Raw genomic sequence first — 23,139 nt, 5'->3', positions numbered from 1 at the left:
ATATTTCATGTCGGAACAGCTGCGGGTCGGCATGGTCGGCTATGCGTTCATGGGCGCCGCGCACTCCCAGGCGTGGCGCTCCGTGAACCACTTCTTCGACCTGCCGCTGTCGGTACGGATGAAGGTGGTGAGCGGTCGTTCCCCCGAGGGGGTAGCGGCCGCTGCCGCCAAACTCGGCTGGGAGTCGCACACCACGGACTGGCGTTCACTCATCGAGCGCGACGATGTCGATCTTGTCGACATCTGCACGCCCGGTGACACCCATGCGGAGATCGCGCTGGCTGCGCTCGCGGCCGGCAAGCACGTGCTGTGCGAGAAACCCCTGGCCAACTCGGTGGCCGAGGCGAGAGAGATGGTCGCGGCCGCGGCCGCCGCACAAGCCCATGGCGTACGGGCAATGTGCGGCTTCAACTATCGGCGCGTGCCCGCCGTGGCCCTGATGCGGCAGATGGTCGCGGAGGGACGGATCGGCGCGATCCGGCACGTGCGCGCGGTCTACCTCCAGGACTGGATCGTCGATCCGCACTTCCCCCTGGTGTGGCGGCTGCGCAAGGAGGTGGCCGGCTCGGGGGCCCTGGGGGACATCGGGGCGCACATCATCGACCTGACCCAGTACGTGACCGGGCAGTCGATCACGTCGGTGTCGGCGCTCACCGAGACGTTCGTCCGGGAACGCCCGCTTCCGTCGGAGTCGTCGGGCCTGTCGGCATCTGGGGAAGGTTCGGAGACCGGCGAGGTCACCGTCGACGACGCCGCGCTGTTCCTGGCACGGCTCAACGGGGGAGCGATCGCCACCTACGAGGCGACCCGCTTCGCCACCGGCCGCAAGAACGGCCTGCGGGTCGAGCTGAACGGCTCGGCCGGGTCGCTGGTCTTCGACTTCGAGCGGATGAACGAGCTGTCCTTCTACGACGGCACGCTGCCCGGCGACGAGCAGGGCTTCAGCCGGATCCTGGTGACCGAGCCGTCGCACCCGTACATGGCGGCCTGGTGGCCGGCCGGGCACCCGATCGGCTACGAGCACACCTTCACCCACGAGATGCGCGACCTGATCGAGGCGATCGGCACGGGCGCCGACCCGACGCCGTCCTTCGCGGACGCGTTGCAGGTGCAGTTGGTCCTCGACGCGGTGTCGCAGTCGGCGTCGTCGTCACAGTGGACGAAGGTCGAGCAGGTCTAGCAGGTCTGGTAGGTCTGGATCGTCCGTCGCGAGCCGGCGAGGGACGGCGCGGTTGCGCCCCGCGCCGGCCGGCCCGCGGCGGGATGTCTGCGGCCGCCCGGCTCCCCGGGCGGCCGCAAGATTTTCGTTTCCGTGGCACCCGCGTGCGCTCGCACGGGTGATCGCCCGTGCGAGTCCGAACGTGCAGATGGCGCACACAGATAGCGCTCTCCGGGCCCTCTAGCGCCCACCCGCGCACCCTCCTACCGGCAGGTCACCCTAGCCGCGCGCATTCATGAATGCCGATCTTCGCGCGGCCCTCCGATCATTTCCGCGCCGGTCATCGCGTCGCACGGTCCGTACGCCGCTGATCCTGTGGGCGCATGACGCTCGTATCCGAGGTCGAGTGGACCCCACGGATGGAGGCGTCATGGCAACGCGACGGACCGCACCGCGCGCGTCGAGCATCGGCGGCGGCATGGTCCATACTGGACGCCACAGCACGCGCGAATGCACGTGCAGATGCACCGGCACCCTCGCCCGGGGAGGACACTGATGCGGCTGAGACATCCTTCCGGCCGGATCGTGCACCTCAGCGTCGAGATCGCCCCGCCGCCCGAGAGCAATCTACCGGGTGTCGTGAGCCGGCTCGACACGTACGGCGCGGTTCGTGCCCGCCTCGGCGCCGACCTGCTCGGCGTCAACCTCTGGCTTCCCCCTTCGCTCGCCGCCGCCCTCGCCGTCGAGAGCCGCGCCCGCACCCGGCTTCGTGCCGAGCTCGACGCCCGCCGCCTCGAGGTCGTTACGTTGAGCGGCGCGCCCTTCGGCGAGGGTGGCGGCGAGCAGCCCCCCGCCTGGACCGAGCCCGCCCGCCGCGAGTACACGCTCGACCTCGCCCGCATCCTGCTCGACCTCCTCGACGAGGACGCCGTCCGCGGCGCCGTCAGCACCATCGGCCTTGGTCCGCGCGCCGGCTGGGCCGAGGCCTCCGAGAAGGCGAGCGCCGGCATCCTGCGCCGCCTCTCCGCCGGGCTGGCCGACCTCGCCTGGCAGAACGGCCGGGCCGTCCGGGTCGGCTTCCAGCCTGGGCCCGGCGCGGTGCTCGACAGCCCCGAGCAGACCGCCGCCGCGCTCAGCCGCATCGACAAGGAGCGGCTCGGCGTCTGCCTCGACCTCGGTCACGTGGCGCGCACGTGGCCCGAACCGGCCGCCGGCATCGAGTCGCTCACCGACGCCGGGCTGTCCATCATCGAGGTTCGTCTCGCCGCGGTGCCGGGCGCGACGACCGAGGCATGGCGGTCCGCGCTGCGGCAGGTGTTCGGCGCCGGCGGGCCTCTCACCGAGTATCTGACCCTGCTCAGCCGGGTGCCCGACCCGACGCCCGAGCAGGTGGCCGGCGACGTGGCGTACCTGCTGGCCGAGCTCGCCGCGATCGGCCTCGCGCCGGAGAACGAGCCCTGCCCCGCGCGCTGAATTTCCGCTAGGGTTTTTGCAGCGCCGCTGTGCGAGGCGGGCCGGTCCGGGAGGCGCAAACCCGGCCGGTCGTTTGGTCCTCAACGCGCGCGCGGTTTCCGGTCGGTCTTCCCTCGCCGCCCGCCGTTTTCGGCTGCGATCAGGGAGTTGCACGACATGGCCCGACCCATCACGCTCTTCACCGGCCAGTGGGCAGACCTGCCCTTCGACGACGTCTGCCGGCTGGCCTCCGAGTGGGGCTACGACGGACTCGAGATCGCCTGCTGGGGCGATCACTTCGAGGTCGACCGGGCGCTCGCCGAGCCCGACTACATCGACCGCAAGCGTGCCGTTCTGGAAAAGCACGGCTTGAAGGTGTTCGCGATCTCCAACCACCTCGTCGGGCAGGCCGTCTGCGACCACCCGATCGACGAGCGGCATCAGGACATCCTCCCCGGCGCCATCTGGGGCGACGGAGACGCCGAGGGCGTGCGGACCCGCGCCGCCGAGCGGATGAAGGACACCGCCCGCGCCGCCGCCCGCCTCGGTGTGAAGACGGTCGTCGGGTTCACCGGCTCGTCGATCTGGCACACGGTCGCCATGTTCCCGCCCGTCTCCCAAGCCATGATCGACCGCGGGTACCAGGACTTCGCCGATCGGTGGAACCCGATTCTCGACGTGTTCGACGAGGTCGGCGTGCGCTTCGCGCACGAGGTGCATCCGAGCGAGATCGCGTACGACTACTGGACCACCCGGCGGACCCTGGAGGCGATCGGCCACCGGCCCGCCTTCGGCCTGAACTGGGACCCGTCGCACTTCGTGTGGCAGGATCTCGACCCGGTCAACTTCATCCTCGAGTTCAAGGACCTGATCTACCACGTCGACTGCAAGGACGCCAAGGTCCGCACCGGGGACGGGCGGCGTGGGCGGATGAGCTCGCACCTGCCCTGGGCCGACCTGCGGCGCGGCTGGGACTTCGTCTCCACCGGCCACGGCGACGTGCCCTGGGAGGACTGCTTCCGGGCGCTCAACGCGATCGGCTACGACGGGCCGATCTCGATCGAGTGGGAGGACGCGGGGATGGACCGGCTGGTGGGCGCGCCGGAGGCGCTGCAGTTCGTGCGGCGGCTGGCGTTCGACGCGCCTTCGGCGGCGTTCGACGCGGCGTTCTCGTCCTCGTCCTGACCGCCGCCTCTCGCGCCCACGCCGCCCGCGCCTCGCGCGGCGCTGCCCGCGGTGCGTGGCGTGGCCGGGCCGGCGGTGCGTGGCGTGGCCGGGCCGGCGGTGCGTGGCGTGGCCGGGCCGGCGGTGCGTGGCGCGGCCGGGCCGGCGGTGCGTGGCGCGGCGCTTCGCTTGGCGCTGCCGGCGGTGGCGACTATCGCGACCGCCAGCGCCAGGCGGGCGTCGTTCCACACCGCCGTGGACGGGAGCAGCATCACGGCGAGGATCGTCCAGCGCCAGGCCTCGTGGCGCAACGGCAGGAAGGCGGCCAGGACCAGCCAGATCTGGTGGTGGGTCCACGAGACGGGAGAGAAGACGACGCTCGCGGCTCCGACGATGACGGTCGCCGCGAGCCAGTCTTGCTTCCGGGCCCGGCGCAGGGCCAGCAGGACGACGGCGCTGCCGAGCAGCAGGGCTACCGCGGCGCGTGGGGTGTCGGGGACGCCGAGCCGCAGCAGGGCGGCGTTGAGGCTCTGGTTGCCGGGGGACTCGATGAAGCCGAGGCGGTCGACGTCGCGCACCTCGGTCAGCCAGTAGCGCAGGGAATCCCCGGGCAGAACGAGGGCGGCCAGGAGGCCGCACGCGGCGAAGGTGGCGGTGGCGACGGCGGCCTGCTTGCGTTCGCCGCGCAACCACAGCAGCGGGATGAAGATCAGCGGGGTGAGCTTGATCGCCGCGGCCAGGCCGATCAGCACCGGATTGCGGGACAGGATCATCAGAGCGAGGAACAGGCTCACCTGGCCGAAGCGCAGATCCGAGGCGACCGGGGCGGAGAGGAAGAGGGCCAGGGCGACCACCGGGACGTTCGTGGGCGCCGCCTGGGCCAACGGGTAGACACGGCCCCACGGCGACCGGCGTGACCTCGTCGGCGAGCACGTCGCGCAGATGGCGTAGACCGCGGCGACCGTGCCCAGCGTCCAGGCGATCTGCACGACCAGCGGCGGGAGGAACGTGAGCGGGAGGAAGACCAGGGCGGCGAACGGCGGGTACGTGAAAGGTGCCGCGCCGCGGATGAAGTCGTAGAGGCCCTCGCCTTCGCGCAGGGCGGTGACCGCGCCGAGGTAGACGCCGAGGTCGGTGAGACGGCCGTCGGCGGGGCGCAGGAGGGCGGCGTAGGCCGTCACGGTCGCGATCAGCGCCGCCGGGAGTCGGGTCACCATAGTAGCTCCTCTACATAGGGTGGCGCGGGTTTGCCCGGTTCGCCGTCACTGCTCAGCCGCGGCGGACCGCTCCCAGCTGGGCGGCGAGGAGTCCGGCGACCAGGGCGATGACGATCTGGCCGGGCAGGTGCGCGGCGAAGCCGAAGCCGAAGACGCCGGTGTTGTCGATCAGCCGGTCGGGGGCGACGGCCGGTGGGAGGCGGCGGAAGATCTCGCAGGCCGTCTGCGCGGCCAGGGTGGCGCCGACCCCGAGCGGGATTTCGAGGTTGAGCCGGCTCTTTTCGCGCCGGGCCGAGCGGGCCAGCACGAAGATCGAGCAGAGCAGCATCGGGCCGGCCATCGCGGAGGCGTTGCCGAGCAGCATCTCGGAGGCGTGGTAGCCGGGCAGCTCGGGGCCGAAGGTCACCGTGCCGCCGGGGGCGAGGGACAGCGGGAACCAGGCGGCCGCCGAGCGGAGGTCGACGCCGAGGCTGGTGGCGGCGTGCAGCGAGCCCGCCACGGTGGCCAGCTCCAGCGTGATCAGGGTGCCGGCCATCGCCAGCGGCCTGCGCAGCCGGGCACTGAGGAGGGTGCCGGCGGTCCAGACGGCGACGGCGGGCAGGATGTCGGCCCAGCCCATGTAGGGCATGTACTGGATGCGGTTGCCGGCGAGGAGGAACGCGAACAGCGCCGCGCCGATGACGATCGGGTGGCCGGAGACCCGCCGGGCGAGGGCCGCCATGAGGGCGGACGCCAGGAGGAGAGCGGCGAGCGACCCCGCTGGGCCGGCGTGGTGTTGCGCCGCGTGGACGCCGTTGAACAACACGGCGGCCAACAGCGTCGCTCCCAGGGGCGCGGCCAGCGCCCGTACGCAAAGCTCTGCTCTTGAAATTTGATCTTCACCGACGGCCTCGACCGCGGGAGAGGCGGCGAGGCTGACGGCGAAGGAGAGAGCCTTTGCCGGCTCGGCGCGCAACGCCTCGAGCTCGGCCAGCCACTCGGGCGACATGTCTTCGGGCCAGCGGCGCGCCGCCCGGACGACCAGCCACCGCGCCAGCCGGAACGCCGGACTCATGCCGGCCTCTCGATCGCCCGGGCCATCTGCGCGTGCATGCGCGCCACCTCGTCACGAGCGGCGATCGCGCCCTCGACGGTGAGGCGGTAATAGCGGCGATTGGGCCGGCCTTCGGTGACCGGATCGGCCTCCTCCCAGCGGGACTCCACCCACCCGGCGCGCTCGAGGCGCACCAGGATCGGATAGAGGGTCCCGCTGGGAAGGCCGGTGTCCTGCATCAGCTGCAGCCCGTACCGCTCGGCGCTCGGGTCGGCGAGCAGCGCCGCCATGACTTTGAGCACCGGCGTGGTGAGCCGCGGCCTAGGCATGTAGTAAATCTACATAGGGGATACCTCGCTCGCCACCCGCACCAGCTCGACCAGGCCGCCGGCGTACTCCTGCGACTCGGCGTGCGCCTCGTCGAACGGCGGCTGGAATCCGACGCCCTCCCATTCCTGCGATTGGTCGTTCCAGATGTCGTTGCCGACCTCGAAGTCCCAGGCGTCGATACCGAGCTCGTAGTACAGCTGGTCCGCCGAGTTTCCCGCCGCCGAATAGAGCACGTCGGCGACCGGGCCCGTGTACGACGGCCACGTCACCGTTCCGCGCGAGGCCGCGATGGCCCCGACGATCCGGCGCGCGCTGTCCAGGAAGAACTTCGACTCGTCGATCGACGGCCGTGGCAGGGTGACCCGCCCGTCCGCCTTGTAGGACCCGGGCGGCCACATGAAATAGCCGCCGTAGCTGTGCACGTTCATCGCGAACTTGATGTTCGGGTGGGCCGCGGCCAGGTCGATCACGTTCCGGCTCTCCGCCTCGGACAGCTCACCGGCGCCGGCGTAGGTCCCGGAAAGGCAGTTCGGGCTGCCGCCCACGTAGCCGTCGAAATAGGACCCGACGGTGTAGTTGCGGTTGACGTCCACGCCCCAGGAATTGCGGTAACGAGGGTCGCGGCTGGCGCCCGTACAGTGATTTGACAGGTTTTTCCGCTGGAAGTTGAAGTCGTTGAACGAGTAGTTGGCGCCGTCCGGGTTCACCGTCGGGATGACGAAGATGTCGACGGCGTCCACGAGCGCCTTGGTGGCCGGATCGGTGTTGTAGTTGGCCAGCATCCGCTCGGCGAACTCGAGCGTCACCAACGGGGTTGCCCATTCACGCGCGTGTTCCTGGCTGTACGCGAGAACACCGACCTTCGAGCCGTCGCGCGCCTTGCCGATCCGCAGCGCCTGCACGGTCCACGGCTTCTTCGACACCTCGGTGCCCATCAATCCGTCGTCGAGCGTGACCGGACCGGCGATCGGCATCGGCAGGCCCGCCGAACCGTCCTCGACGACGGCCCGGAACCGCTGCGGATATTTGGCCGAGATGAAGGCGGCGACATCGTCGGTCGTGCTGATCACCTTGCCGCCGGCATCGGTGGCCAAGCTCAAGGTCAAAACCCGGTCACGGTACGAGGCGGACAGCGGCCGATTGGCTCGGCCCGGATCCACGGTCTTCACCTGGACGCCGTTCATGCCCTGATCGCCGAACTTCACCGATTCGACGACGACGGCGGCCGCGTTCGGATCGCCGAGGTAGGCCACCGCCGTACGCCGATAGCCCTGGGTCTTGTTCGGCAGATCGATGACGTCGACCAATTTCGGGTACTGCCGCTTGAGCCGCTTGATGCGCGCGCTGATGTCGGTCGGCGTCATGTAGGCGCCGACGAAGTCCTTCTGATAACCGCTCGGCGTGGGCGGGGGAGCGGCGTTCGGCCAGACCGCCGGGGTGATCGCGCGGCTCTGCCCGCCGAGGCTCGAGGTCGCCGTCACCTGCGTCGGCTTGCTCGGGAGCAGCTGTGGCAGCGCGTAGTGGTACTGGTATTCCCCCGAGTCCTCGAACCGGATCAGCGGATACGTTCCGGTGGCGCCGTCGGCGGTACGCCAGGTGACCGTGATCTCCACGTCGGGGTCGTCGGTTGCGGTCGTCGCGACCTGCGTCTGCAGGAATGTGCGGCCGTTGGTGGTCCACCAGTACGCCTGAAGAAACTGAAGGGTGTCACTTTGGACCTGCGCGAGCCTGGCCTTGCTCTGAGCGAGCCGGCGGGCGCCGTCGGACTCCCGCTGAATGACCTGGATCGCCGTGGCGCCCGACCTGGTGAGCGCCGTCAGTTCCGCCTCGTCGACCACGAGATCGGCGAGGACCGCGCCGTCCGCCGAGGTCTTCGGCCGGGCGGCGATGTCGGCGCCCTCCGCGACGAGGCGCTGGAGCGCGGCCTCGTCGGGAAGGCGGAAGCGGATAAGGGCATGCTCGGTTGTGCTGAGCTCGATCGGTGCCGCTTGTGCTGGTGGTGGGGCGAGCGTGATCGTGAGCAGGGCGACGGCCAGCGCCGCCGCCCCGCGTGCCCGAGGTGACATCGAACCTCCTGCGTCATCGAAGGATGTCGCTATCACCCCACCTCTCTTATCGGGACGTGTCAATGTGTAGAAGATCGTGGGTCTGACTGATCCCGGCCCAGGACTTGGGCGTTTTGACGGCTCGTTTTGTCAGGTTTGTCATGGCCGGCTTCGACGGGGTGTAGAGCCAGGCCTGGAACAGCGCGTCCAGGTCCTGGCCGGAGATCTTCTCGGCGAGCGCGGTGAACTCCTCGGTGGTGCCGTTGCCGTAGCGGTGATCGGCCGTCCACGTGCGCAGGATCGTGAAGAAGTCGTCGTCGCCCACGGCCAGCCGCAGCTGGTGCAGCGTCATCGCGCCGCGGTCGTAGACGGCGTCGCCGAACAGCGCGGGCACGCCCGGGTCGGCCGGCGCGGTGGTCCAGATCGGGGCGTCGTCCGGGCTGGTCGCGTACAGGTAGTCGAAGATCTCCTGGGCGGTGCCTTCGTCGTTCTTCTCCGACCACAGCCACTCCGCGTAGCTGGCGAAGCCCTCGTTGAGCCAGATGTGCTTCCACTCGGCCACCGACACGGAGTCGCCGAACCACTGATGGGCGTTCTCGTGCACGACCACCGAGGTGTTCGAGCCGCGCCGGAAGAAGTTCGACGAGTAGTTCGGCCGGGTCTGGGTCTCCAGCGCGAACCCGATCGTGCCCGGCGGCACGACGACGCCGCCGCGCGCCTCGAAGGGGAACGGGCCGAAGACCGTGCTCTCCCAGTCGGTGATCTCGGCCGTGCGCTCGACGCTCGCCTGCGCCGCGTCCCGGAAGTCCGGGCTGAGCAGCTGCGAGTACGCGTTGTACACGAGCTGCCCGTCGGCGGTCGTGTCGGTGGTGATGTCGTACTGGCCCACGGTGAGGAACGTCAGGTACGTGGCCTGTGGCTTCAGCGAACGCCAGCTCCAGCGCGTGTAGCCGAGCGTCTCCTGCACCGGTGGCCGCGGCATCGCGCCGTTGCTGATCGCCTCGACGCCGGTGGGCACGGACACGGAGACGTCGAAGGTGGCCTTGTCGGCGGGGTGGTCGTTGCTCGGATACCACCACCAGGCGATCTCCGGCTCGCCGAGCGCGAGGGCGCCGTCTGCCGTACGCGTCCAGGCCGTGAACCCGGCGGCGACCTTGCTGGACGGCACGCCCGAGTACTGCACGACGACGGTCATCGCGCCGTCGTCGGCAATGGCGCGCGCGGGGGTCACCACCAGCTCGTGATCGCCCTGCCGGGTGAAGGTCGCCGGCCGGTTGTTCACGTAGATCGAGGACACGTCGAGCACGAAGTCGAGGTTGAACCGGCTCAGTTCCTGCGTGGCCCGGGCCAGGATCGTGGTGGTACCGGTGAGCCGGTCGGTCGCGGGGGTGTACCGCAACCGGATGTCGTAGTGGGAGACGTCGTACCCGCCGTTGCCGTAGTCCGGGTAGTACGAGTCGCCGATGCCGGCCGCGCCGGGAGCGGGGGCCGCCTGAGCGGCCACACCCGTTCCGGCGAGGGTCAACGCGGTGGCGATGGAGGCCACCAGCAGTCGTCGCACGGGAACGTCCTTCCGTCCGAGATGGGCTTTCCGTCCTCGCGAACATATCGAAGTGGGCCGATCTGCGCGGTCCCGTCCGGCGGTTTTTGTCGCACCCCCTTGGCATGATGCGGGCCATGATTTCGTGGATCTCGCTCCTGCCCCCGGCGCCGAGCGACCTCCCCGCGACGGAGGCCTTCGCGGCGCTCGATCCTTCGGCGTGGCCCGGCGAGCCTTCGGGGTGGCCCGGCGAGCGAGCCCGGCTCGTCGCGTTGCAATGGCAGGCCGCGGCGGCTCGGCCGCCCGCGGCCGACTGGGCGACCTGGTCGCCGACCCGGCGGTGATCGCGGCGTTCGAGTTCGCGGTGACCCTGTCGAAACCGGTGCCGTCCAAGGCTTGGCTGCTCCAGGCCGGACGGCTGACGGGCGCGTCGCCCCGGGTTCCCGAAGCCGTGCGAGAGGTGCTGGCGACGTTCGCCGAGATGGCGGTCTGGATGCTGCCCGATCAAGATTCGCTGGTGCGCGGGCTCTGCTGGTTGGCGGCCGCCTCCGCCCTCGATGAGACGACGACCGAGCTGCTCGCTCGGGTTGCCGTGGTGGCCGGCTCGCCCAGCGATTCCGCCGAGCCGAAGGCGTCGCGCACCGCGGCCGCGGCGGTCGAGGTCCTGGTCGACCGGCCCGGAAGCACGCCGGCCCGGGCGCTGGGCCGGCTCCTTCTCACCTCGCGCAGCAAGCCGGTGCTCGTGCGGGTCCGCGACGCGCTCGACCTCGACCGCGCCTGGGACTGGGCGACCTGGGAGGAGCGCTACCTGCGTCATCCGGTCACCGGCACGATCGGGCGGCGGCTGATCTGGCAGGCCTCGGCCGACGGACAGACCTGGGTGACCGGCCTGCCCGAGCTTGGCGAAGGCGGCTGGTCGCTCGGCGGGCTGAGCGGCTCGCCGTGCGTCGTGCGGCTGTGGCATCCGGTGCTGGCCGACGCGGCCGAGGTTTCCGCGTGGCGCGACCAGGTCACCGCGCTGGAACTGCGCCAGCCGTTCAAGCAGGCGTACCGCGAGGTGTACCGGCTGACCCCCGCCGAGGAGGCGACCCGGGTCTACTCCAACCGGTTCGCCGGCCACATCTTGCGGTACCGGCAGGCCAACGCGCTGATGCGGGTCCGCGGCTGGGCGGCGAGCTATCTGGGCACGTGGGACGGCGGCTACGAGAGCGACGCGACCAAGGAGCTCGCGGCGGGTCAGTGGCGGGCCACGTTCCGGCACGAGCTGGCCGGCGAGGCCGAGGCGCCGTACTTCCGGGTCGAGCACTGCTCGACCGACCAGGTGCGGTTCGCCCGGCGCGACGGCCGGGTGTGGGAACAGGCGGCGATCGCCGACGTCCCGCAGCGGGTGCTCAGCGAGGCGATGCGCGACATCGACCTGTTCGTCGGCGTGACCTCGATCGCGGCCGACGACACCTGGGCCGACCGCGGCGAGCACGGCTTCCGCGAGTACTGGCACACGGCCGGTTTCGGCGAGCTGACCGGCAGCGCCGAGGTTCGCCGCGACGTGCTGACCAGGCTGCTGCCGCGGCTCAAGATCGGCGAGCGGTGCGAGCTGACCGACCGCTTCCTGCGGGTGCGCGGCACCCGCGCGATCTACAAGATCCACCTGGGCTCCGCCAACATTCTCATGGAGCCCGACGACCGCTACCTGTGCATCGTCCCGGGCGGCAAGGCGACCCGCGTGAGCCTTCCGTTCGACGACGACGAGCGGCTGTCGCTGATCCTGTCGAAGGCGTTCCTGCTGGCCGACGACGACACCATCACCGACGCCACCATCCTGCAGCAGCTGCCGCGCTGACTCTGGCTACAAAGGAGGACCCATGGCCCAGGCGCTGATGCGCGACGAGACGATGACCGGGCGAGAGATCGACGCGTGGATCCTGCCCGGCCTGCCCGACACGGCGTCCGAGACCCCACACGGCGTACGTGTCCCCGCCGGCGCCCGCATCGACTGGGTGGCCCAGGCCGAGGCCGCGTGCGATGCCTTCGGCCGCAACGGCTTCGTCATGCTCACCGGCGACCGCCAGATCGACGACCTGGACGAGCTGATCGACCTGCGCCGCGACAACGAGATCTCCTTCATCCGCCTGATCCCGCTGGTCGGTGGCTGAGCCGTGCGCTTTCTCGTCATCGGCGGCAGCGGCCTGATCGGCGCTCACATCACCGCGCTCCTGCGCTCCCGCGGCCACCACGTGACCACGGTCGCCCGCACGCCGAAACCCGGCGTCGACCACCTGCTCGACCTCAGGTCCGCCTCGGTCGACACCCTGCGCCCGCTGCTCGAGGGCCTGGACGGCGTCGTCTACGCCACCCGCTCCGAGGAACAGCACCCGCTGCCCAAGCCCATCTACCCCCAGTTCCGCCACGACATGGTCGACCCGGTGGTACGCCTGTTCACCGCGGCCCGCGCCGAGTCCCTGACCCGGGGCCTGATCCTCGGCTCGTACTACACGTACTTCGACCGCCGCCACCCCGAGTGGCGCCTGCGCGACCGCCACGTCTACGTCCGCTGCCGCCTCGAGCAGGCCGCCGAGTCCCGCGCCGCCGCCGGCCCATCCCTCCCGATAGCCGTCATCGAGCTTCCCTTCGTCCTGGGCCGGGCCGGCGCCCGCGTCCCGAACTGGGCCGGCCCACCGGCTCGCTGGGCAGCCTCCCGGGCGCCGCTGCTGGCTCCGCCCGGCGGCACCGCCGTGGTGTCCGCCCACACGGTGGCCGAAACCGCCGTCGATGCCCTGGAGAAGTCATCCGGCGCCCACATCCCGATAGCCGACCAGAACCTGACCTGGTCGGAACTGCTGACCGACATAGCGCGTGCGGTGGGCCGCCCCCGCAAGGTCCACCGCCTACCGGCCGCCCTGATCCGTGCGTCGCTTCCGGCCGGCGGTCTGTTTCAGTCCCTCACCCGCAAGGAGACCGGCGTTACCCCCGCCCACTTCGCCGATCTCGTGCTGGCCAACCTGTTCATCGAGCCCACGACGGGCCGTTCGGTCGAGGCCGCTTTCGCCGAGAGCTTCGCCGCCGAGATCTGACCGCCGTGGCGTCAGCTGGCGAAGACGACACCGGGCGGAAACTCACCTTGCTCCTGCCAGGCCCGCTTGATCTTCGAGGCCACCGCCCCGGCGGCGGAGTCGAACCGCCCGTCTTCGGCGGCCACGTCCCAGGTCCGCTTGTCGATCGTCAGCACCCGATCGAACCGCCGATCGAGCCCGAACTCGTAGCGAACTTGCTCCGCCGTCTCCGCGACCTTGCGGCCGACCACCATCATGCCCACGGCTACCTCCAGGCTCTCGAGTAGTCCTCGTAGGTCGGCTCGGGGATCTGATCCTGCCAGTTGGAGACTACGTTGGCCGCCCGGTGGGCCTCTTCATACGTCGCGCCGGGATGCGTGTCGTAGTAGCGGGCCTCGGCCGACTCATGCTCCAGCAACGCGATGTCCTCGGCCCGCGGGTTGCCCGAGCGGACTCGCAGCCAGGCCTCCGCCATGTCCGCGCTGGCGTCGTACCGCCGGTGGCGTATCCCGCCGTCGTAGTCGGAGAGCGGATGCTCCTCGAAGAAGACGTGTTCCCGGATTCGGCGGATCTCCTCGGCGGAGAACCCGGTCGAGCCGTCGAGACGGGGGACGTCGCGCAGGTGACTCGCGACGACGTCGGCGTCGGGGCTCGCCCGGATGTTGTTGTAGGCCTCGTTGGCCCAGCGTTCCTGCCGCTCGAAGTCGAGCGCGCTCCGCGGCCGACCGGAGTGACCGCCGCCGTCCTTGTCCCGCTCGCCGTGCGGCGTCCGCGGACGTCCGGTCACAGCCGTCGACGCTATCAACGGGGTTCAATGGATGGTCTCGCAAGAGCGAACCGGGCGCCCCCTCATCGTGCCGGGGGCGCCCGGTTGGTGGCGCTATGTGGGTCAGCGGGCGAGAGCCAGGCCCTGCTTGTCCTTGAAGCTGCCGACCGCGATCATGATGAAGTCGATCAGGGTCCAGATGCCGAAGCCGCCGAAGGTGATCAGCATGAGGATGCCGGTGCCGACCTTGCCGACGTAGAAGCGGTGGACGCCGAGGACGCCGACGAAGAAGCAGAGCAGCAGGGCGGCGATCCAGGACTTCGTGCCGGTGGCGGCGGTCTGGGTAGCGGTCATTGTGGATGAATCTCCTCGGATTAGAGACGCGTCAAAGCCGAAGCAAGATAGCGGGACAGGGCCCCAGAAGGCAATATCCACTGGCGTCAGCGGGGGCAAGCGCCGAAATGGGACGGGCCGGTGGTGCGTAGCAGGCGCGTGCCGAGCACCTCGGCGGACACGCCTCGGCCGATCTCCAGCCCGGCCTGGTTGCTGAACTCGAAGTGCTGGCCGCCGAAGACTCTCGACCGGCCCGCTTCGGCGGCCGCCGTCGAGAAGGCCGGATAGCCGCGGGCCACGCCGCCGGGGGCCGAGTCGGTGGCGAGCGTGAACGGGATGGCGTCGGTGCAGAAGAAGCCCTGCAGCGCGGCGGCGCCGGCCCCGCTGTACGAACTGTGGCCGGAGACGTACTCGGGCGTGCCGCCGGCGGCGCCGGCGCGGGCCGTCCAAGCCGGGTCGGCCGTTGTCGAGGGGTTGCCGTCGGTGTCGGCCTCGCGGATCGCGGTGGTGGGGCGCCAATGCTGGTAGGTGTACTTGGTGGCGACCGTCGCGACGGTGGTGTCGGCGAGCGCCATCGTGAGCAGGGCGGTCAGCCGGACCTCCTCGGCCAGCGGGAGCCGCCGGTCGCCGGCGACGGTGAGCGCGATCCGGAGCCACTCGCCGGGCGGCTGGTCGGAGCCGGCCGGCAGCGACCAGAACTGGTACGTGGCGAGCAGGTCGGGCGCGGACAGTGCGGCGTTGCCGAGCACCGCGACCTCGGCGAACGCGGCCGCGTACGGGACCGAGCCCAGAGCGGGCGGTGGCCCGGGAACGTACCGGGAGGCGTCCGCGACGGCGAACGGGCGGACGTTGCGGTACTGCGTGCCGGACCACGCGGCGCGGAACACGCCGGGGCCGGCGCCCGCGGGCTGGGTCTCGACGGGAGTGGCGCCGTCGTCGGCGCGTGCGGTGACGACGCGCTCGCCGACCCGCCGGCCCCAGGCCACCCCGCTGGTGACGCCGTGACCGTCGCCCAGCCGGGCGAGGTCGGCGGCGAGCGCGGCGTCGTAGCCGGCGGCCCGGGACGCGTCCAGGCTCACGAGAACGGCGTGCGCCGCGGCCACCGCGGCCGCCTGCTCATCGCCGTTGCGGGGGCCTCGCTCGGGCACGAGCGCCGGCGTGCGGGTACGTCCCATGCCGTTGACGGCGTCGTACATCGCGACGTTGACCATGGCGTAGAGCCGGGCGGCATCGGCATCGGTGGCCCGGGCGGCGCGCACCGCGTTCAGGGCCAGTTCGTTCCATCTTCGAGCCGCGTCGATGTCCACCCGGCCCGACTGCGCGGCGGCGGGCACGCCGAGCCCGCCGGCGACCAAACCGAGCACGACGGTTAGCAGCAGCTTCTTGACCATCTTCATCTCCCCTCGAGATGGGCTGTCCACCGCACCCTGCTCCCAGGGGGTCGCGCTCGGTTCCACTGTGTAGGAAATCGGACCGAAATCTTCGGCTATGTCGCGAGTCCCGCGTCGTGACGACTACCGCATACGTATGTACGCAAACGTATGCGGTGGTAGTACGGTCCCGGATTACCCGGCACTTCGGGTCGGGCTCACTCGACGGGAGGCACGTGGGATGAGGACCCGCCAGCGGTTGTCCCTCCTGACGGCCGCGACCTTGATCGGGGTCGCGGGCTGCTCGCAGGGGGCTGAGTCACCGGATTCCGCCGCCGGTCAGAACGTGGCGGCCACCACCAGTTGCGCCAGCAAGGGCGAGCTCACGATGTGGGAGCGCTCGGGCGGCAACAAGGACATGGTGGACATGCTCGTTGCGGCGTGGAACGCCAAGAATCCCGACTGCACCGTCAAGCTGACCTACATTCCGCACACCGAGATGGTCGGCAAGATCGCGCAAGGCATCGCCTCGGGTCAGGTTCCCGACCTGATGGGGATGGACCTGATCTATGCGCCGCAGTTCGAGAAGGCGGGCCAGCTCGTCGATCTCACCGACCGCATCAAGAGCTGGCCCGAGCTGGCGAATGCCAGCAAGGGGCACATGACGGTCGCGACGTACGAGAACCGGCTCTATGGCGTCCCGCTCTACGCGGATGTGTCCGCGCTGTTCTACAACAAGGATCTCTTCAAGAAGGCGGGCCTGGATCCGGCGAAGCCGCCGACCAGCCTGCCCGAGTTGCGGACCTACGCCGACAAGATCACCGCGTTGGGCGGGGACGTCAAGGGCTACTACCTGCCCGGCAACTGCGCGGGCTGCAACATCTTCACGGTCGGCCCGCTGATGTTGGCCTCGGGCGCCAAGATCGAGGCGGCCGGGCCGGGCGACGAGCCGCTGGTCGGCGACGGCGTCAAGCAGGTGCTGCAGTACGAGCGGGACATGATCAAGGCCGGCAACGTCCACGACGGCGACCGGACGGAGAACGGCGAGACGTTCCACCTCCAGTTCGGCTCCGGCAAGGTCGGCATGATGGGCACCGGCAACTTCAACATCACCCTCGCGCGCCAGCAGAACCCGTCGATGAACTTCGGCGTCGCCCTGCTGCCGGGCATGGCCCCGGGCTCCGCAGCCTCCTTCATCGGCGGCGACCTCGTCGTGGTGCCCAAGGGCAGCAAGCGGGTCAACGACGCGGTCAACTTCATGAAGTTCCTGCTCTCCGACGAGGTCCAGGTCGAGGTGTACGCCAAGGCGCTGAACCTGACCACACGCAGCGACATGGTCGACAACAAGTACTTCAAGGCCGAACCGCTGGTGCAGGACGTGGCCAAGGCGCTGACCGTCGGGCGTACGCCGTACACGCTGACCTTCTTCGAGCAGATCAACTCGCCGCAGGGACCGTGGCTGAAGATGCTCCAGCGCGCCTACTACACCGACGACGACCTCGACACGGTCATCGCCGACGCGAAGAAGGCGATGAAGGAGATCGCCGAGAAGTCGTAGCCCAAATTCATAGCGGGCAGCCGGGGGGAATCGTCGTGCCCGGCAGGGGTGGGGGAGAAGAAACGGGATCGCACCCCCGCCGGGCACGGCACGCTTTCAAGGAGCGATCATGCAGCGTACGCGTCGGAATCGGTACATCGGTCTGGCCTACGTGGCCCCGGCGCTGGTCTTCGTGCTGGCGTTCACGGTGTATCCGCTGGGCCGGATGATCTGGATGTCGCTGCACAGCTGGTCGCTGATCACCGAGCCGCGATTCATCGGGCTGGACAACTACCGGCAGGCCTTCGGTGACCGCCAGTTCTGGGTGTCGTTCCTGTTCACCCTCAAGTACACGGTCCTCATCACGCCGGTTCTCATCGTCGGGGGCTACCTGTTAGCACTGCTGACGGCGCCCAAATCGAAAACGCGGGCTTTGACCCGTACGATAATATTTGTCCCTGTTGTTATCGGCCTCGGCGTGTCGAGCCTTCTCTGGTATTGGCTCTTCAGCACCAACTTCGGCGTGATCAACAGGATCCTGCTCGATCTCGGCGTCATCGATCAGCCGGTGCTCTGGCTCGGGGTCGATGCCGACACCTCGAACTTCGCGATCAGCACGTCGGTGGTGTGGAAGGTCATCGGCTTCGGGATGATCTTGTTCGTCGGCGCGATCCAGGCGATCCCCACCGAGATCACCGAGGCGAGCCTGGTCGACGGCGCCGGGTACTGGCAGCGGATCGGCCGGGTGGTGCTGCCGCTCACGATGCGCACGGTCCTGCTGGTCACCCTGGTCAGCGTGATTGGCTCGCTGCTGGCGTTCGACCAGTTCTACATCATGACCGCCGGCCAGCCGCAGAACGAGACCGCGACCTCGGTCTTCTTCGTCTACCTGAACTCGTTCCCGTACCTGAAGCTCGGCTACGGCGCGGCGTTGTCGCTGGTCCTCGCGGTGACCATCCTGGCGTTCACGATCGTGCAGCTCGTGCTGACCCGGCGGAGCGAGTCGTGACCGCGACGCTGGAGCGGACGCCGTCGCGGACGGTTCCCAAAAATGTCCACAAGGGACGCCGCGGATACCTGGTCGCCGCCGGCTGCATCGCGATCGGCACGGTCATGCTGCTGCCGCTGCTCTACTCGGTGCTCGCCTCGATCAAGCCGACGGCCGAGGCCGCGGCCACCCCGCCGACCTACCTGCCGCACGGCGTGAGCCTCGGCAGCTACCAGCGGCTCTGGGACTACCAGGAGGGCCTGCTCACCTACCTCGGCAACAGCTTCGGCACCGCGGTCCTGACGATCGTCTTCACGCTGCTGCTCACCGTGCCCGCCGGGTACGCGCTGGCCCGGTTCCCGATCCCGGGCAAGGAGCTGATCTTCGTCGTGCTCCTGCTCTCGCTGATCGTCCCGTACCAGGCGCTGCTGACCCCGATGTTCCTGATGTTCGCGAAGATCGGCCTCACCAACTCGCTGATCGGGCTGGCCGTCCTGCACACCACGATCCAGCTGCCGTTCAGCCTCTACATCCTGCGCAACAGCTTCGCCGCGGTGCCGCGCGAGCTCGAGGAGGCCGCGGTCATGGACGGCGCGGCGTCGCTGCAGATCCTCATGCGGATCTTCATCCCGCCCACCGTGCCGGCGATCGTCACCGTCACCCTGTTCGCGTTCATCACGTCCTGGAACGAGTTCCTCGGCGCGCTCGTGATGATGAGCTCGAGCGCGAAGTTCACCCTGCCCGTGATCCTGGCGACCGCACGCACCGAGACCAGCCTCGGCGGCACGGACTGGGGCATGCTCCAGGCCGGCGTGACCATCTCGATCATTCCCTGCGTGCTGGTCTACCTGTTGCTTCAGCGGTACTACATGGCCGGCCTGATGAGCGGAGCCGTGAAATGAGCGTCGTCGTCGTACAGCCATCCCGGACCCGGTTCCATCCGTTCGACGCCCGGCAGGTCTCGCTCGTGACCGGATTCTGGGCCGACCGGATCCGGACCAACCGGGAACGCACCATCCCGCACGGTCTCGACCAGCTCCGCAGCGCCGGAAATCTGGAGAACCTGCGGATCACGGACGGGTACCGGGCCGCCGCGGACTCGGTGGGCGCCGTCCTGCCGTTCCTCGACTCGGACGTTTACAAGTGGCTCGAAGCCATCGGCTGGGAGCTGGCCCGCGCGCCCGATCCGGGCCTGGCGGCCGCTGCGGATGACGTGATCGCGTTGGTGGCCGCGGCGCAACGTCCCGACGGCTACCTCAACACCTACGTCCAAGCCCGCGGCGGCGAGCCGTACCGCGACATGTCGTGGGGGCACGAGCTGTACTGCCTCGCCCACCTGATTCAGGCGGCCGTGGCGTGGCACCGCGCGCTGGACGACGACCGGCTGCTCACCATCGCGGTCCGGGCCGCCGACCACGTGCCGGCGGCGCTCATCGACGGCCATCCCGGCATCGAGATGGCATTGGTGGAGCTCGGCCGGGTGACCGGCGAGCGGCGTTACGTGACGATGGCCGCCGAGATGATCGAGCTGCGCGGTCACGGCACGCTCGCCGGCGCGGAACGCTTCGGCGCCACCTACTGGCAAGATCATGATCCCGTACGGGACGCGGCGTCCGTCGCCGGGCATGCCGTCCGGCAGCTCTACCTGGACTGTGGGGCCGTCGACGTGGCGGTCGAGCTGGGCGACGACCGGCTGCTGGCGGCGGTGCGGCGCCGGTGGGACGACATGATGCGTACGCGCACGTACCTCACCGGCGGGATGGGCAGCCGGCATCGCGACGAGGCCTTCGGCGACCCGTACGAGTTGCCGCCGGATCGCGCGTACGCGGAGACCTGCGCGGCCATCGCGAGCGTGATGCTCGCCTGGCGCCTGCTGCTGGCCACCGGCGACGTCGGCTACGCCGACACGATCGAGCGGACCATGTTCAACGGCGTGCTGCCCGGGATATCGCTGTCCGGCACGCGGTTTTTCTACACCAACCCGCTGCAGCGCCGCACGCATCGGGTGCCCGGCGGCGCCGGCGAGCGGCGTCCCTGGTACGCGTGCGCCTGCTGCCCACCCAACCTGATGCGCATGCTCAGCTCGTGGCAGCAATATCTCGCGACGCACGACGACAGCGGCATCCAGCTTCATCAGTACGCCTCGGCCGACATCGTCTCCGGCCCGGTCCACCTGCAGATCCGCACCGGATATCCGTGGGACGGGCGCGTCACCGTACGGTTCCTGCAGTCGCCGCCGGAGCCGTGGACGCTGTCGATGCGGGTGCCGCGATGGTGCCGATCGGCGACGCTGACCGGGCCGGACGGCACCCTCGCCGCCGGAGCCGGCATCGTCAAGCGGCATCGGCGCTGGCAGGCCGGCGACGTCGTCGAGCTGAACCTCGAGATGCCGGCCCGGATCACCGAGCCCGATCCCCGGATCGACGCCGTGCGCGGGTGCGTGGCCGTCGAACGTGGACCGCTCGTCTACTGCGTCGAGGCGGCCGACGCGCCGGAACATACGGAGATCGAGGAGCTCGGGTGGGATCCGGGCCGTGAACTGGCGTCGGTGCCGCGCCCGGACATCGACGAGTCGATGGTCGGTGTCACCGTGCCGGTGTTCCGCCGGTGGCCCGGCGAGACGCCGGCCGAGGGCCTGGCGGTCGGCGCCATTCCCTACTTCGCCTGGGCGAACCGGGCGGTTGGGGGCATGCGGGTCTGGATACCTCGCTGATCGGTCTTCACCGCGCAGCGGGCGGCGCTGTCGAATCGCGGATGATCAGTGGCAACTCGAAAACGGTCATGCTCGGTCCGGGCGTCTCCGACGGGTCGCGGGCCAGCGCCACCGCCTGGGAGACGCCGTAGCCGACGATCTCGACGATCGGCATCCGCAGCGTGGTCAGCGCGGGCACCGTGTGGGCCGCGATGAGGATGTCGTCGAAGCCGACCACCGACAGCCGGCCGGGCACCGGGATGCCCAGCTTGTGCGCGGCGTGCAGCGCGCCCACGCCGACCAGGTCGGTCGACGCGGCCACCGCCGTCGGTGGTTCCGCCAGGCTCATGAGGCCGGTCAGGGCCGACTCGCCGCCGTCCATCGTGCCGGCGCAGCGTTGCAGATAACCATCGGGTACGCCGCCGAACCGCTCGCGCATGAAGTCGACGTACGCGTCCTCGCGGATCCGGTACCCGTTGGGCAGCTCGGCGCTCAGGAACCCGATCCGCCGGTGGCCCAGCGACGCCAGGTGCTCGAGCCCCGCCCGTATGCCTGCTCGGTCGTCGGGGTTGGCGGTCGGGAACTCGAGTGGGCTGGTTCCCTGCCACAGCCCCACGACCGGCACCGAGGAGCCGCGGAGGTCGGCGAGAAGCTCGGGGTAGGCCTGCATGTCGCCGAGCAGGATGATCGCGTCGGTGTGCCGGGTCTCGAGCACCGTGGTGAGCGGCGTGCCCTCGTCGAGCTGACCGTGGACGTGGCCGAGCACGACGTTGTAGCCGTGCGCCATCGACTCGACGACGAGGGACTCGATGACGCCGGCGTAGAAGACGTCGCTGAAGTCGCGGACCACCGCGCCGATCAGGTTGGTGGACGCGCCGCGCAGCCCGCGCGCCAGGGGATTGGGGCGGTAGCCGAGGTGGCGGGCCGTCTGGATCACCCGTTCGCGGGTTTCCGCCGCGATCGGCACCCTGGTCGGGGCGTTGTTGAGCACTCGCGAGACTGTGCTCTGCGAGACGCCGGACGCGGCGGCGATGTCCCGCATCGTGACGACTGGACGCCCCATTGTCGCGAAGCCTAACACCTGCTCAATTGCGTTCCAGCTTTCTGAGGACGGCGGCGCTGATCGCGGCCCACTGCCGGATCTGGCTCGGCGTGAGGGTGTCGAACACGATCTGGTGGACGAGCTCGACGTGGGCGGGCGCGGCCGCCTCGATCGCCTCGCGGCCGGCCCGGGTGAGCACCACGTACGCGCCTCGGCGGTCCGACTCGCACTCCTCTTTGGCCACCAGGCCCCGGGCGGCCAGCCGGGTGACCTGTTTGGAGACCCGGCTCTTGTCCCATTGCAGGCCGTCGCCCAGCTCGAAGGCGCGCAGCCGCCCGTCGGGCACGTCGGTCAGATGCACGAGCACGTCGTAGTCGGAGAGCGTGAGGCCCGAGGTCTGCTGCAGGTCGCGGTTGAGCTTCGCCGCGAGCCGGGCGTGCAGATCGAGGAACCCCCGCCAGGCCCGCTGCTGGGTGGCGTCGAGCCAGCGCACATCGGTCACCTTTCGCATGTTACGAGCGGCGATTGACGCGGGCCGGGCGGCGGAGGAATGTGGTTGCCACGGCAACCACATTCGCTCTTTACGGGAGGGTCCCGATGAGTGCGTGGAACTTCATGAGTTACGAGAGCAAGGGCAATCTGCTCGAGGCGGTACGCCGGGAGGCGGCCGCCATGTTCGCCCTCGCCGAGGAGCCGGAGATCTGGATGGCCCCGACCGGCGCCGGCGATTGGCAGGTGCGCGATGTCTTCGGGCACCTGATCGACACCACCGAGACGTATTTTGTGGGCTTCGACGCGGCCCGCAAGGGAACGAGCCCACCGTCATCAGAACCGCTGCGCGACATGGCGGTGCACGTCGACCGCGGAGCGCGGCAGTTCCGGACGCTGGAACGCAAGGTGGCAGTGGACCGGCTCCGGGCAGCGCTGGACCGGATGCTCGGCATCACCTCGGACCTGGCCGAGGAGGAATGGGCGGGGCTGTCGGTGCCGCACAAGTACATGGGGCCGCTCCCGGCCTTCTTCTATCCGGTGTTTCAGCTGGTCGACTACGCCGTGCACAGCTGGGACATCCGGCAGGGGATCGGGAAGCCGCACGCGCTGGAGGCCCGGTCGGCCGACCTGCTCGTGCCGTTGTGCTTCGTGCTGTGGTCGGCGACGCCGGTTCCGCCGCCGGACCCGGTTGAGCTGGGGATTCGGATCACCTCGGGCGCGAACGCGGGCGACACCCGCGTGGCGGTGGGCCCGTCCGGCGCCACGACCACCGCCGGTTCGGTGGACGATCTGTCGTGCGTGATCGAATTCGATCCGGGGAGCTTCGTGCTCACGGCCTACGGGCGTACGAACGCCGGGACCGCGCGGGGGGACCGCGAGTTGGCGCATCGGTTCCTCGGCGGATTCTTCCGGATTTAATTGGATTTAAG

At 69.9% G+C, this 23,139-nt stretch carries 22 protein-coding genes and 1 pseudogene; 12 read left to right on the top strand and 11 right to left on the bottom strand.

Annotated features, from left to right (window positions below):
* Nucleotides 1–7: 7 nt before the first annotated feature.
* The 3 genes from ACIA5D_RS35640 to ACIA5D_RS35630 all read left to right on the top strand — a co-directional run bounded on the left by ACIA5D_RS35640 (nucleotide 8) and on the right by ACIA5D_RS35630 (nucleotide 3,796).
* Nucleotides 8–1,180, top strand: coding sequence for a Gfo/Idh/MocA family protein (locus ACIA5D_RS35640; RefSeq protein WP_396034817.1), 1,173 nt, complete (start codon nucleotides 8–10; stop codon nucleotides 1,178–1,180).
* Nucleotides 1,181–1,714: 534 nt separating this feature from the next.
* Nucleotides 1,715–2,632, top strand: a complete 918-nt coding sequence (locus ACIA5D_RS35635; RefSeq protein ID WP_396034816.1) for a sugar phosphate isomerase/epimerase family protein — start codon at nucleotides 1,715–1,717, stop codon at nucleotides 2,630–2,632.
* Between the two features lie 156 nt (nucleotides 2,633–2,788).
* Nucleotides 2,789–3,796: a sugar phosphate isomerase/epimerase family protein gene (locus tag ACIA5D_RS35630; protein ID WP_396034815.1), complete on the top strand. Its 1,008-nt coding sequence runs from the start codon at nucleotides 2,789–2,791 to the stop codon at nucleotides 3,794–3,796.
* A gap of 353 nt (nucleotides 3,797–4,149) precedes the next feature.
* On the opposite strand, the pseudogene ACIA5D_RS35625 reads toward ACIA5D_RS35630, so the two are convergent.
* The 5 genes and pseudogenes from ACIA5D_RS35625 to ACIA5D_RS35605 all read right to left on the bottom strand — a co-directional run.
* A pseudogene (locus ACIA5D_RS35625) lies at nucleotides 4,150–4,992 on the bottom strand (glycosyltransferase 87 family protein); the annotation flags it as partial.
* Nucleotides 4,993–5,044: 52 nt separating this feature from the next.
* The gene (locus tag ACIA5D_RS35620; RefSeq protein ID WP_396034814.1) at nucleotides 5,045–6,046 is read right to left on the bottom strand and encodes a hypothetical protein; all 1,002 of its coding nucleotides are present in this window, start codon (nucleotides 6,044–6,046) and stop codon (nucleotides 5,045–5,047) included.
* Entirely contained in the window at nucleotides 6,043–6,354 is a 312-nt protein-coding gene (locus ACIA5D_RS35615) for a PadR family transcriptional regulator (protein ID WP_396034813.1), read from the bottom strand. The genes ACIA5D_RS35620 and ACIA5D_RS35615 overlap by 4 nt, the downstream gene beginning before the upstream one ends.
* A gap of 9 nt (nucleotides 6,355–6,363) precedes the next feature.
* The gene (locus tag ACIA5D_RS35610; RefSeq protein ID WP_396034812.1) at nucleotides 6,364–8,421 is read right to left on the bottom strand and encodes a M14 family zinc carboxypeptidase; all 2,058 of its coding nucleotides are present in this window, start codon (nucleotides 8,419–8,421) and stop codon (nucleotides 6,364–6,366) included.
* A 46-nt stretch (nucleotides 8,422–8,467) separates the two neighbouring features.
* A complete protein-coding gene (locus tag ACIA5D_RS35605; RefSeq protein ID WP_396034811.1) occupies nucleotides 8,468–9,961 on the bottom strand; it encodes a M1 family metallopeptidase in 1,494 nt (497 codons plus the stop codon).
* Between the two features lie 116 nt (nucleotides 9,962–10,077).
* Between ACIA5D_RS35605 and ACIA5D_RS35600 the strand changes: the two genes are divergently transcribed.
* The 4 genes from ACIA5D_RS35600 to ACIA5D_RS35585 are packed head-to-tail and all read left to right on the top strand — an operon-like array spanning nucleotide 10,078 to nucleotide 13,011.
* Entirely contained in the window at nucleotides 10,078–10,284 is a 207-nt protein-coding gene (locus tag ACIA5D_RS35600) for a hypothetical protein (protein ID WP_396034810.1), read from the top strand.
* Nucleotides 10,218–11,780 carry a DUF4132 domain-containing protein gene (locus ACIA5D_RS35595; RefSeq protein WP_396034808.1) on the top strand — a complete coding sequence of 521 codons (1,563 nt, stop codon included), beginning with the start codon at nucleotides 10,218–10,220 and terminating at the stop codon, nucleotides 11,778–11,780. The genes ACIA5D_RS35600 and ACIA5D_RS35595 overlap by 67 nt, the downstream gene beginning before the upstream one ends.
* A gap of 22 nt (nucleotides 11,781–11,802) precedes the next feature.
* On the top strand, nucleotides 11,803–12,093 hold the full coding sequence (locus ACIA5D_RS35590) for a hypothetical protein (RefSeq protein WP_396034807.1): 291 nt from the start codon (nucleotides 11,803–11,805) through the stop codon (nucleotides 12,091–12,093).
* Nucleotides 12,094–12,096: 3 nt separating this feature from the next.
* A complete protein-coding gene (locus tag ACIA5D_RS35585; protein WP_396034804.1) occupies nucleotides 12,097–13,011 on the top strand; it encodes an NAD-dependent epimerase/dehydratase family protein in 915 nt (304 codons plus the stop codon).
* Nucleotides 13,012–13,022: 11 nt separating this feature from the next.
* Here ACIA5D_RS35585 and ACIA5D_RS35580 read toward each other — a convergent pair whose 3' ends face one another.
* The 4 genes from ACIA5D_RS35580 to ACIA5D_RS35565 all read right to left on the bottom strand — a co-directional run bounded on the left by ACIA5D_RS35580 (nucleotide 13,023) and on the right by ACIA5D_RS35565 (nucleotide 15,480).
* Complete coding sequence (locus ACIA5D_RS35580; protein WP_396034802.1) at nucleotides 13,023–13,253, bottom strand: hypothetical protein; 231 nt, start codon at nucleotides 13,251–13,253, stop codon at nucleotides 13,023–13,025.
* Nucleotides 13,254–13,255: 2 nt separating this feature from the next.
* The gene (locus ACIA5D_RS35575) at nucleotides 13,256–13,777 is read right to left on the bottom strand and encodes a hypothetical protein (protein ID WP_396034801.1); all 522 of its coding nucleotides are present in this window, start codon (nucleotides 13,775–13,777) and stop codon (nucleotides 13,256–13,258) included.
* A 102-nt stretch (nucleotides 13,778–13,879) separates the two neighbouring features.
* The gene (locus ACIA5D_RS35570) at nucleotides 13,880–14,110 is read right to left on the bottom strand and encodes a TM2 domain-containing protein (RefSeq protein WP_396034800.1); all 231 of its coding nucleotides are present in this window, start codon (nucleotides 14,108–14,110) and stop codon (nucleotides 13,880–13,882) included.
* Nucleotides 14,111–14,196: 86 nt separating this feature from the next.
* The gene (locus ACIA5D_RS35565) at nucleotides 14,197–15,480 is read right to left on the bottom strand and encodes a vanadium-dependent haloperoxidase (protein ID WP_396034798.1); all 1,284 of its coding nucleotides are present in this window, start codon (nucleotides 15,478–15,480) and stop codon (nucleotides 14,197–14,199) included.
* Nucleotides 15,481–15,700: 220 nt separating this feature from the next.
* Here ACIA5D_RS35565 and ACIA5D_RS35560 point away from each other — a divergent pair, with 220 nt between their 5' ends.
* The 4 genes from ACIA5D_RS35560 to ACIA5D_RS35545 all read left to right on the top strand — a co-directional run bounded on the left by ACIA5D_RS35560 (nucleotide 15,701) and on the right by ACIA5D_RS35545 (nucleotide 20,697).
* Nucleotides 15,701–17,017 carry an ABC transporter substrate-binding protein gene (locus ACIA5D_RS35560; protein ID WP_396034797.1) on the top strand — a complete coding sequence of 439 codons (1,317 nt, stop codon included), beginning with the start codon at nucleotides 15,701–15,703 and terminating at the stop codon, nucleotides 17,015–17,017.
* Nucleotides 17,018–17,126: 109 nt separating this feature from the next.
* Nucleotides 17,127–18,005, top strand: a complete 879-nt coding sequence (locus ACIA5D_RS35555; RefSeq protein WP_396034796.1) for a carbohydrate ABC transporter permease — start codon at nucleotides 17,127–17,129, stop codon at nucleotides 18,003–18,005.
* A complete protein-coding gene (locus ACIA5D_RS35550; protein ID WP_396034795.1) occupies nucleotides 18,002–18,886 on the top strand; it encodes a carbohydrate ABC transporter permease in 885 nt (294 codons plus the stop codon). The genes ACIA5D_RS35555 and ACIA5D_RS35550 overlap by 4 nt, the downstream gene beginning before the upstream one ends.
* Nucleotides 18,883–20,697: a glycoside hydrolase family 127 protein gene (locus ACIA5D_RS35545; protein ID WP_396034794.1), complete on the top strand. Its 1,815-nt coding sequence runs from the start codon at nucleotides 18,883–18,885 to the stop codon at nucleotides 20,695–20,697. The genes ACIA5D_RS35550 and ACIA5D_RS35545 overlap by 4 nt, the downstream gene beginning before the upstream one ends.
* Nucleotides 20,698–20,704: 7 nt before the next feature.
* On the opposite strand, the gene ACIA5D_RS35540 is transcribed toward ACIA5D_RS35545, so the two are convergent.
* Together ACIA5D_RS35540 and ACIA5D_RS35535 are read right to left on the bottom strand one after the other, a co-directional pair.
* Complete coding sequence (locus tag ACIA5D_RS35540) at nucleotides 20,705–21,739, bottom strand: LacI family DNA-binding transcriptional regulator (protein ID WP_396034793.1); 1,035 nt, start codon at nucleotides 21,737–21,739, stop codon at nucleotides 20,705–20,707.
* Between the two features lie 22 nt (nucleotides 21,740–21,761).
* On the bottom strand, nucleotides 21,762–22,220 hold the full coding sequence (locus ACIA5D_RS35535) for a MarR family winged helix-turn-helix transcriptional regulator (protein WP_396034792.1): 459 nt from the start codon (nucleotides 22,218–22,220) through the stop codon (nucleotides 21,762–21,764).
* A 95-nt stretch (nucleotides 22,221–22,315) separates the two neighbouring features.
* Here ACIA5D_RS35535 and ACIA5D_RS35530 point away from each other — a divergent pair, with 95 nt between their 5' ends.
* Nucleotides 22,316–23,128: a maleylpyruvate isomerase family mycothiol-dependent enzyme gene (locus ACIA5D_RS35530; protein WP_396034791.1), complete on the top strand. Its 813-nt coding sequence runs from the start codon at nucleotides 22,316–22,318 to the stop codon at nucleotides 23,126–23,128.
* Nucleotides 23,129–23,139 lie beyond the last annotated feature (11 nt).

This window comes from Actinoplanes sp. NPDC051513 (genome assembly GCF_044454685.1).
Classification (GTDB): domain Bacteria; phylum Actinomycetota; class Actinomycetes; order Mycobacteriales; family Micromonosporaceae; genus Actinoplanes.
This window is presented reverse-complemented; position numbering and strand designations above follow the sequence as displayed.

Excerpts from the sequence above, each read along its gene's own strand:
- ACIA5D_RS35590 (WP_396034807.1), top strand. The coding sequence starts at position 11,803 with ATGGCCCAGGCGCTGATGCGCGACGAGACGATGACCGGGCGAGAGATC.
- ACIA5D_RS35560 (WP_396034797.1), top strand. The coding sequence starts at position 15,701 with ATGAGGACCCGCCAGCGGTTGTCCCTCCTGACGGCCGCGACCTTGATC.
- ACIA5D_RS35595 (WP_396034808.1), top strand. The coding sequence starts at position 10,218 with ATGGCAGGCCGCGGCGGCTCGGCCGCCCGCGGCCGACTGGGCGACCTG.
- ACIA5D_RS35610 (WP_396034812.1), bottom strand. The coding sequence starts at position 8,421 with ATGTCACCTCGGGCACGCGGGGCGGCGGCGCTGGCCGTCGCCCTGCTC.
- ACIA5D_RS35530 (WP_396034791.1), top strand. The coding sequence starts at position 22,316 with ATGAGTGCGTGGAACTTCATGAGTTACGAGAGCAAGGGCAATCTGCTC.
- ACIA5D_RS35565 (WP_396034798.1), bottom strand. The coding sequence starts at position 15,480 with ATGGTCAAGAAGCTGCTGCTAACCGTCGTGCTCGGTTTGGTCGCCGGC.
- ACIA5D_RS35615 (WP_396034813.1), bottom strand. The coding sequence starts at position 6,354 with ATGCCTAGGCCGCGGCTCACCACGCCGGTGCTCAAAGTCATGGCGGCG.
- ACIA5D_RS35630 (WP_396034815.1), top strand. The coding sequence starts at position 2,789 with ATGGCCCGACCCATCACGCTCTTCACCGGCCAGTGGGCAGACCTGCCC.
- ACIA5D_RS35555 (WP_396034796.1), top strand. The coding sequence starts at position 17,127 with ATGCAGCGTACGCGTCGGAATCGGTACATCGGTCTGGCCTACGTGGCC.
- ACIA5D_RS35600 (WP_396034810.1), top strand. The coding sequence starts at position 10,078 with ATGATTTCGTGGATCTCGCTCCTGCCCCCGGCGCCGAGCGACCTCCCC.
- ACIA5D_RS35640 (WP_396034817.1), top strand. The coding sequence starts at position 8 with ATGTCGGAACAGCTGCGGGTCGGCATGGTCGGCTATGCGTTCATGGGC.
- ACIA5D_RS35570 (WP_396034800.1), bottom strand. The coding sequence starts at position 14,110 with ATGACCGCTACCCAGACCGCCGCCACCGGCACGAAGTCCTGGATCGCC.
- ACIA5D_RS35545 (WP_396034794.1), top strand. The coding sequence starts at position 18,883 with ATGAGCGTCGTCGTCGTACAGCCATCCCGGACCCGGTTCCATCCGTTC.
- ACIA5D_RS35620 (WP_396034814.1), bottom strand. The coding sequence starts at position 6,046 with ATGAGTCCGGCGTTCCGGCTGGCGCGGTGGCTGGTCGTCCGGGCGGCG.
- ACIA5D_RS35540 (WP_396034793.1), bottom strand. The coding sequence starts at position 21,739 with ATGGGGCGTCCAGTCGTCACGATGCGGGACATCGCCGCCGCGTCCGGC.
- ACIA5D_RS35635 (WP_396034816.1), top strand. The coding sequence starts at position 1,715 with ATGCGGCTGAGACATCCTTCCGGCCGGATCGTGCACCTCAGCGTCGAG.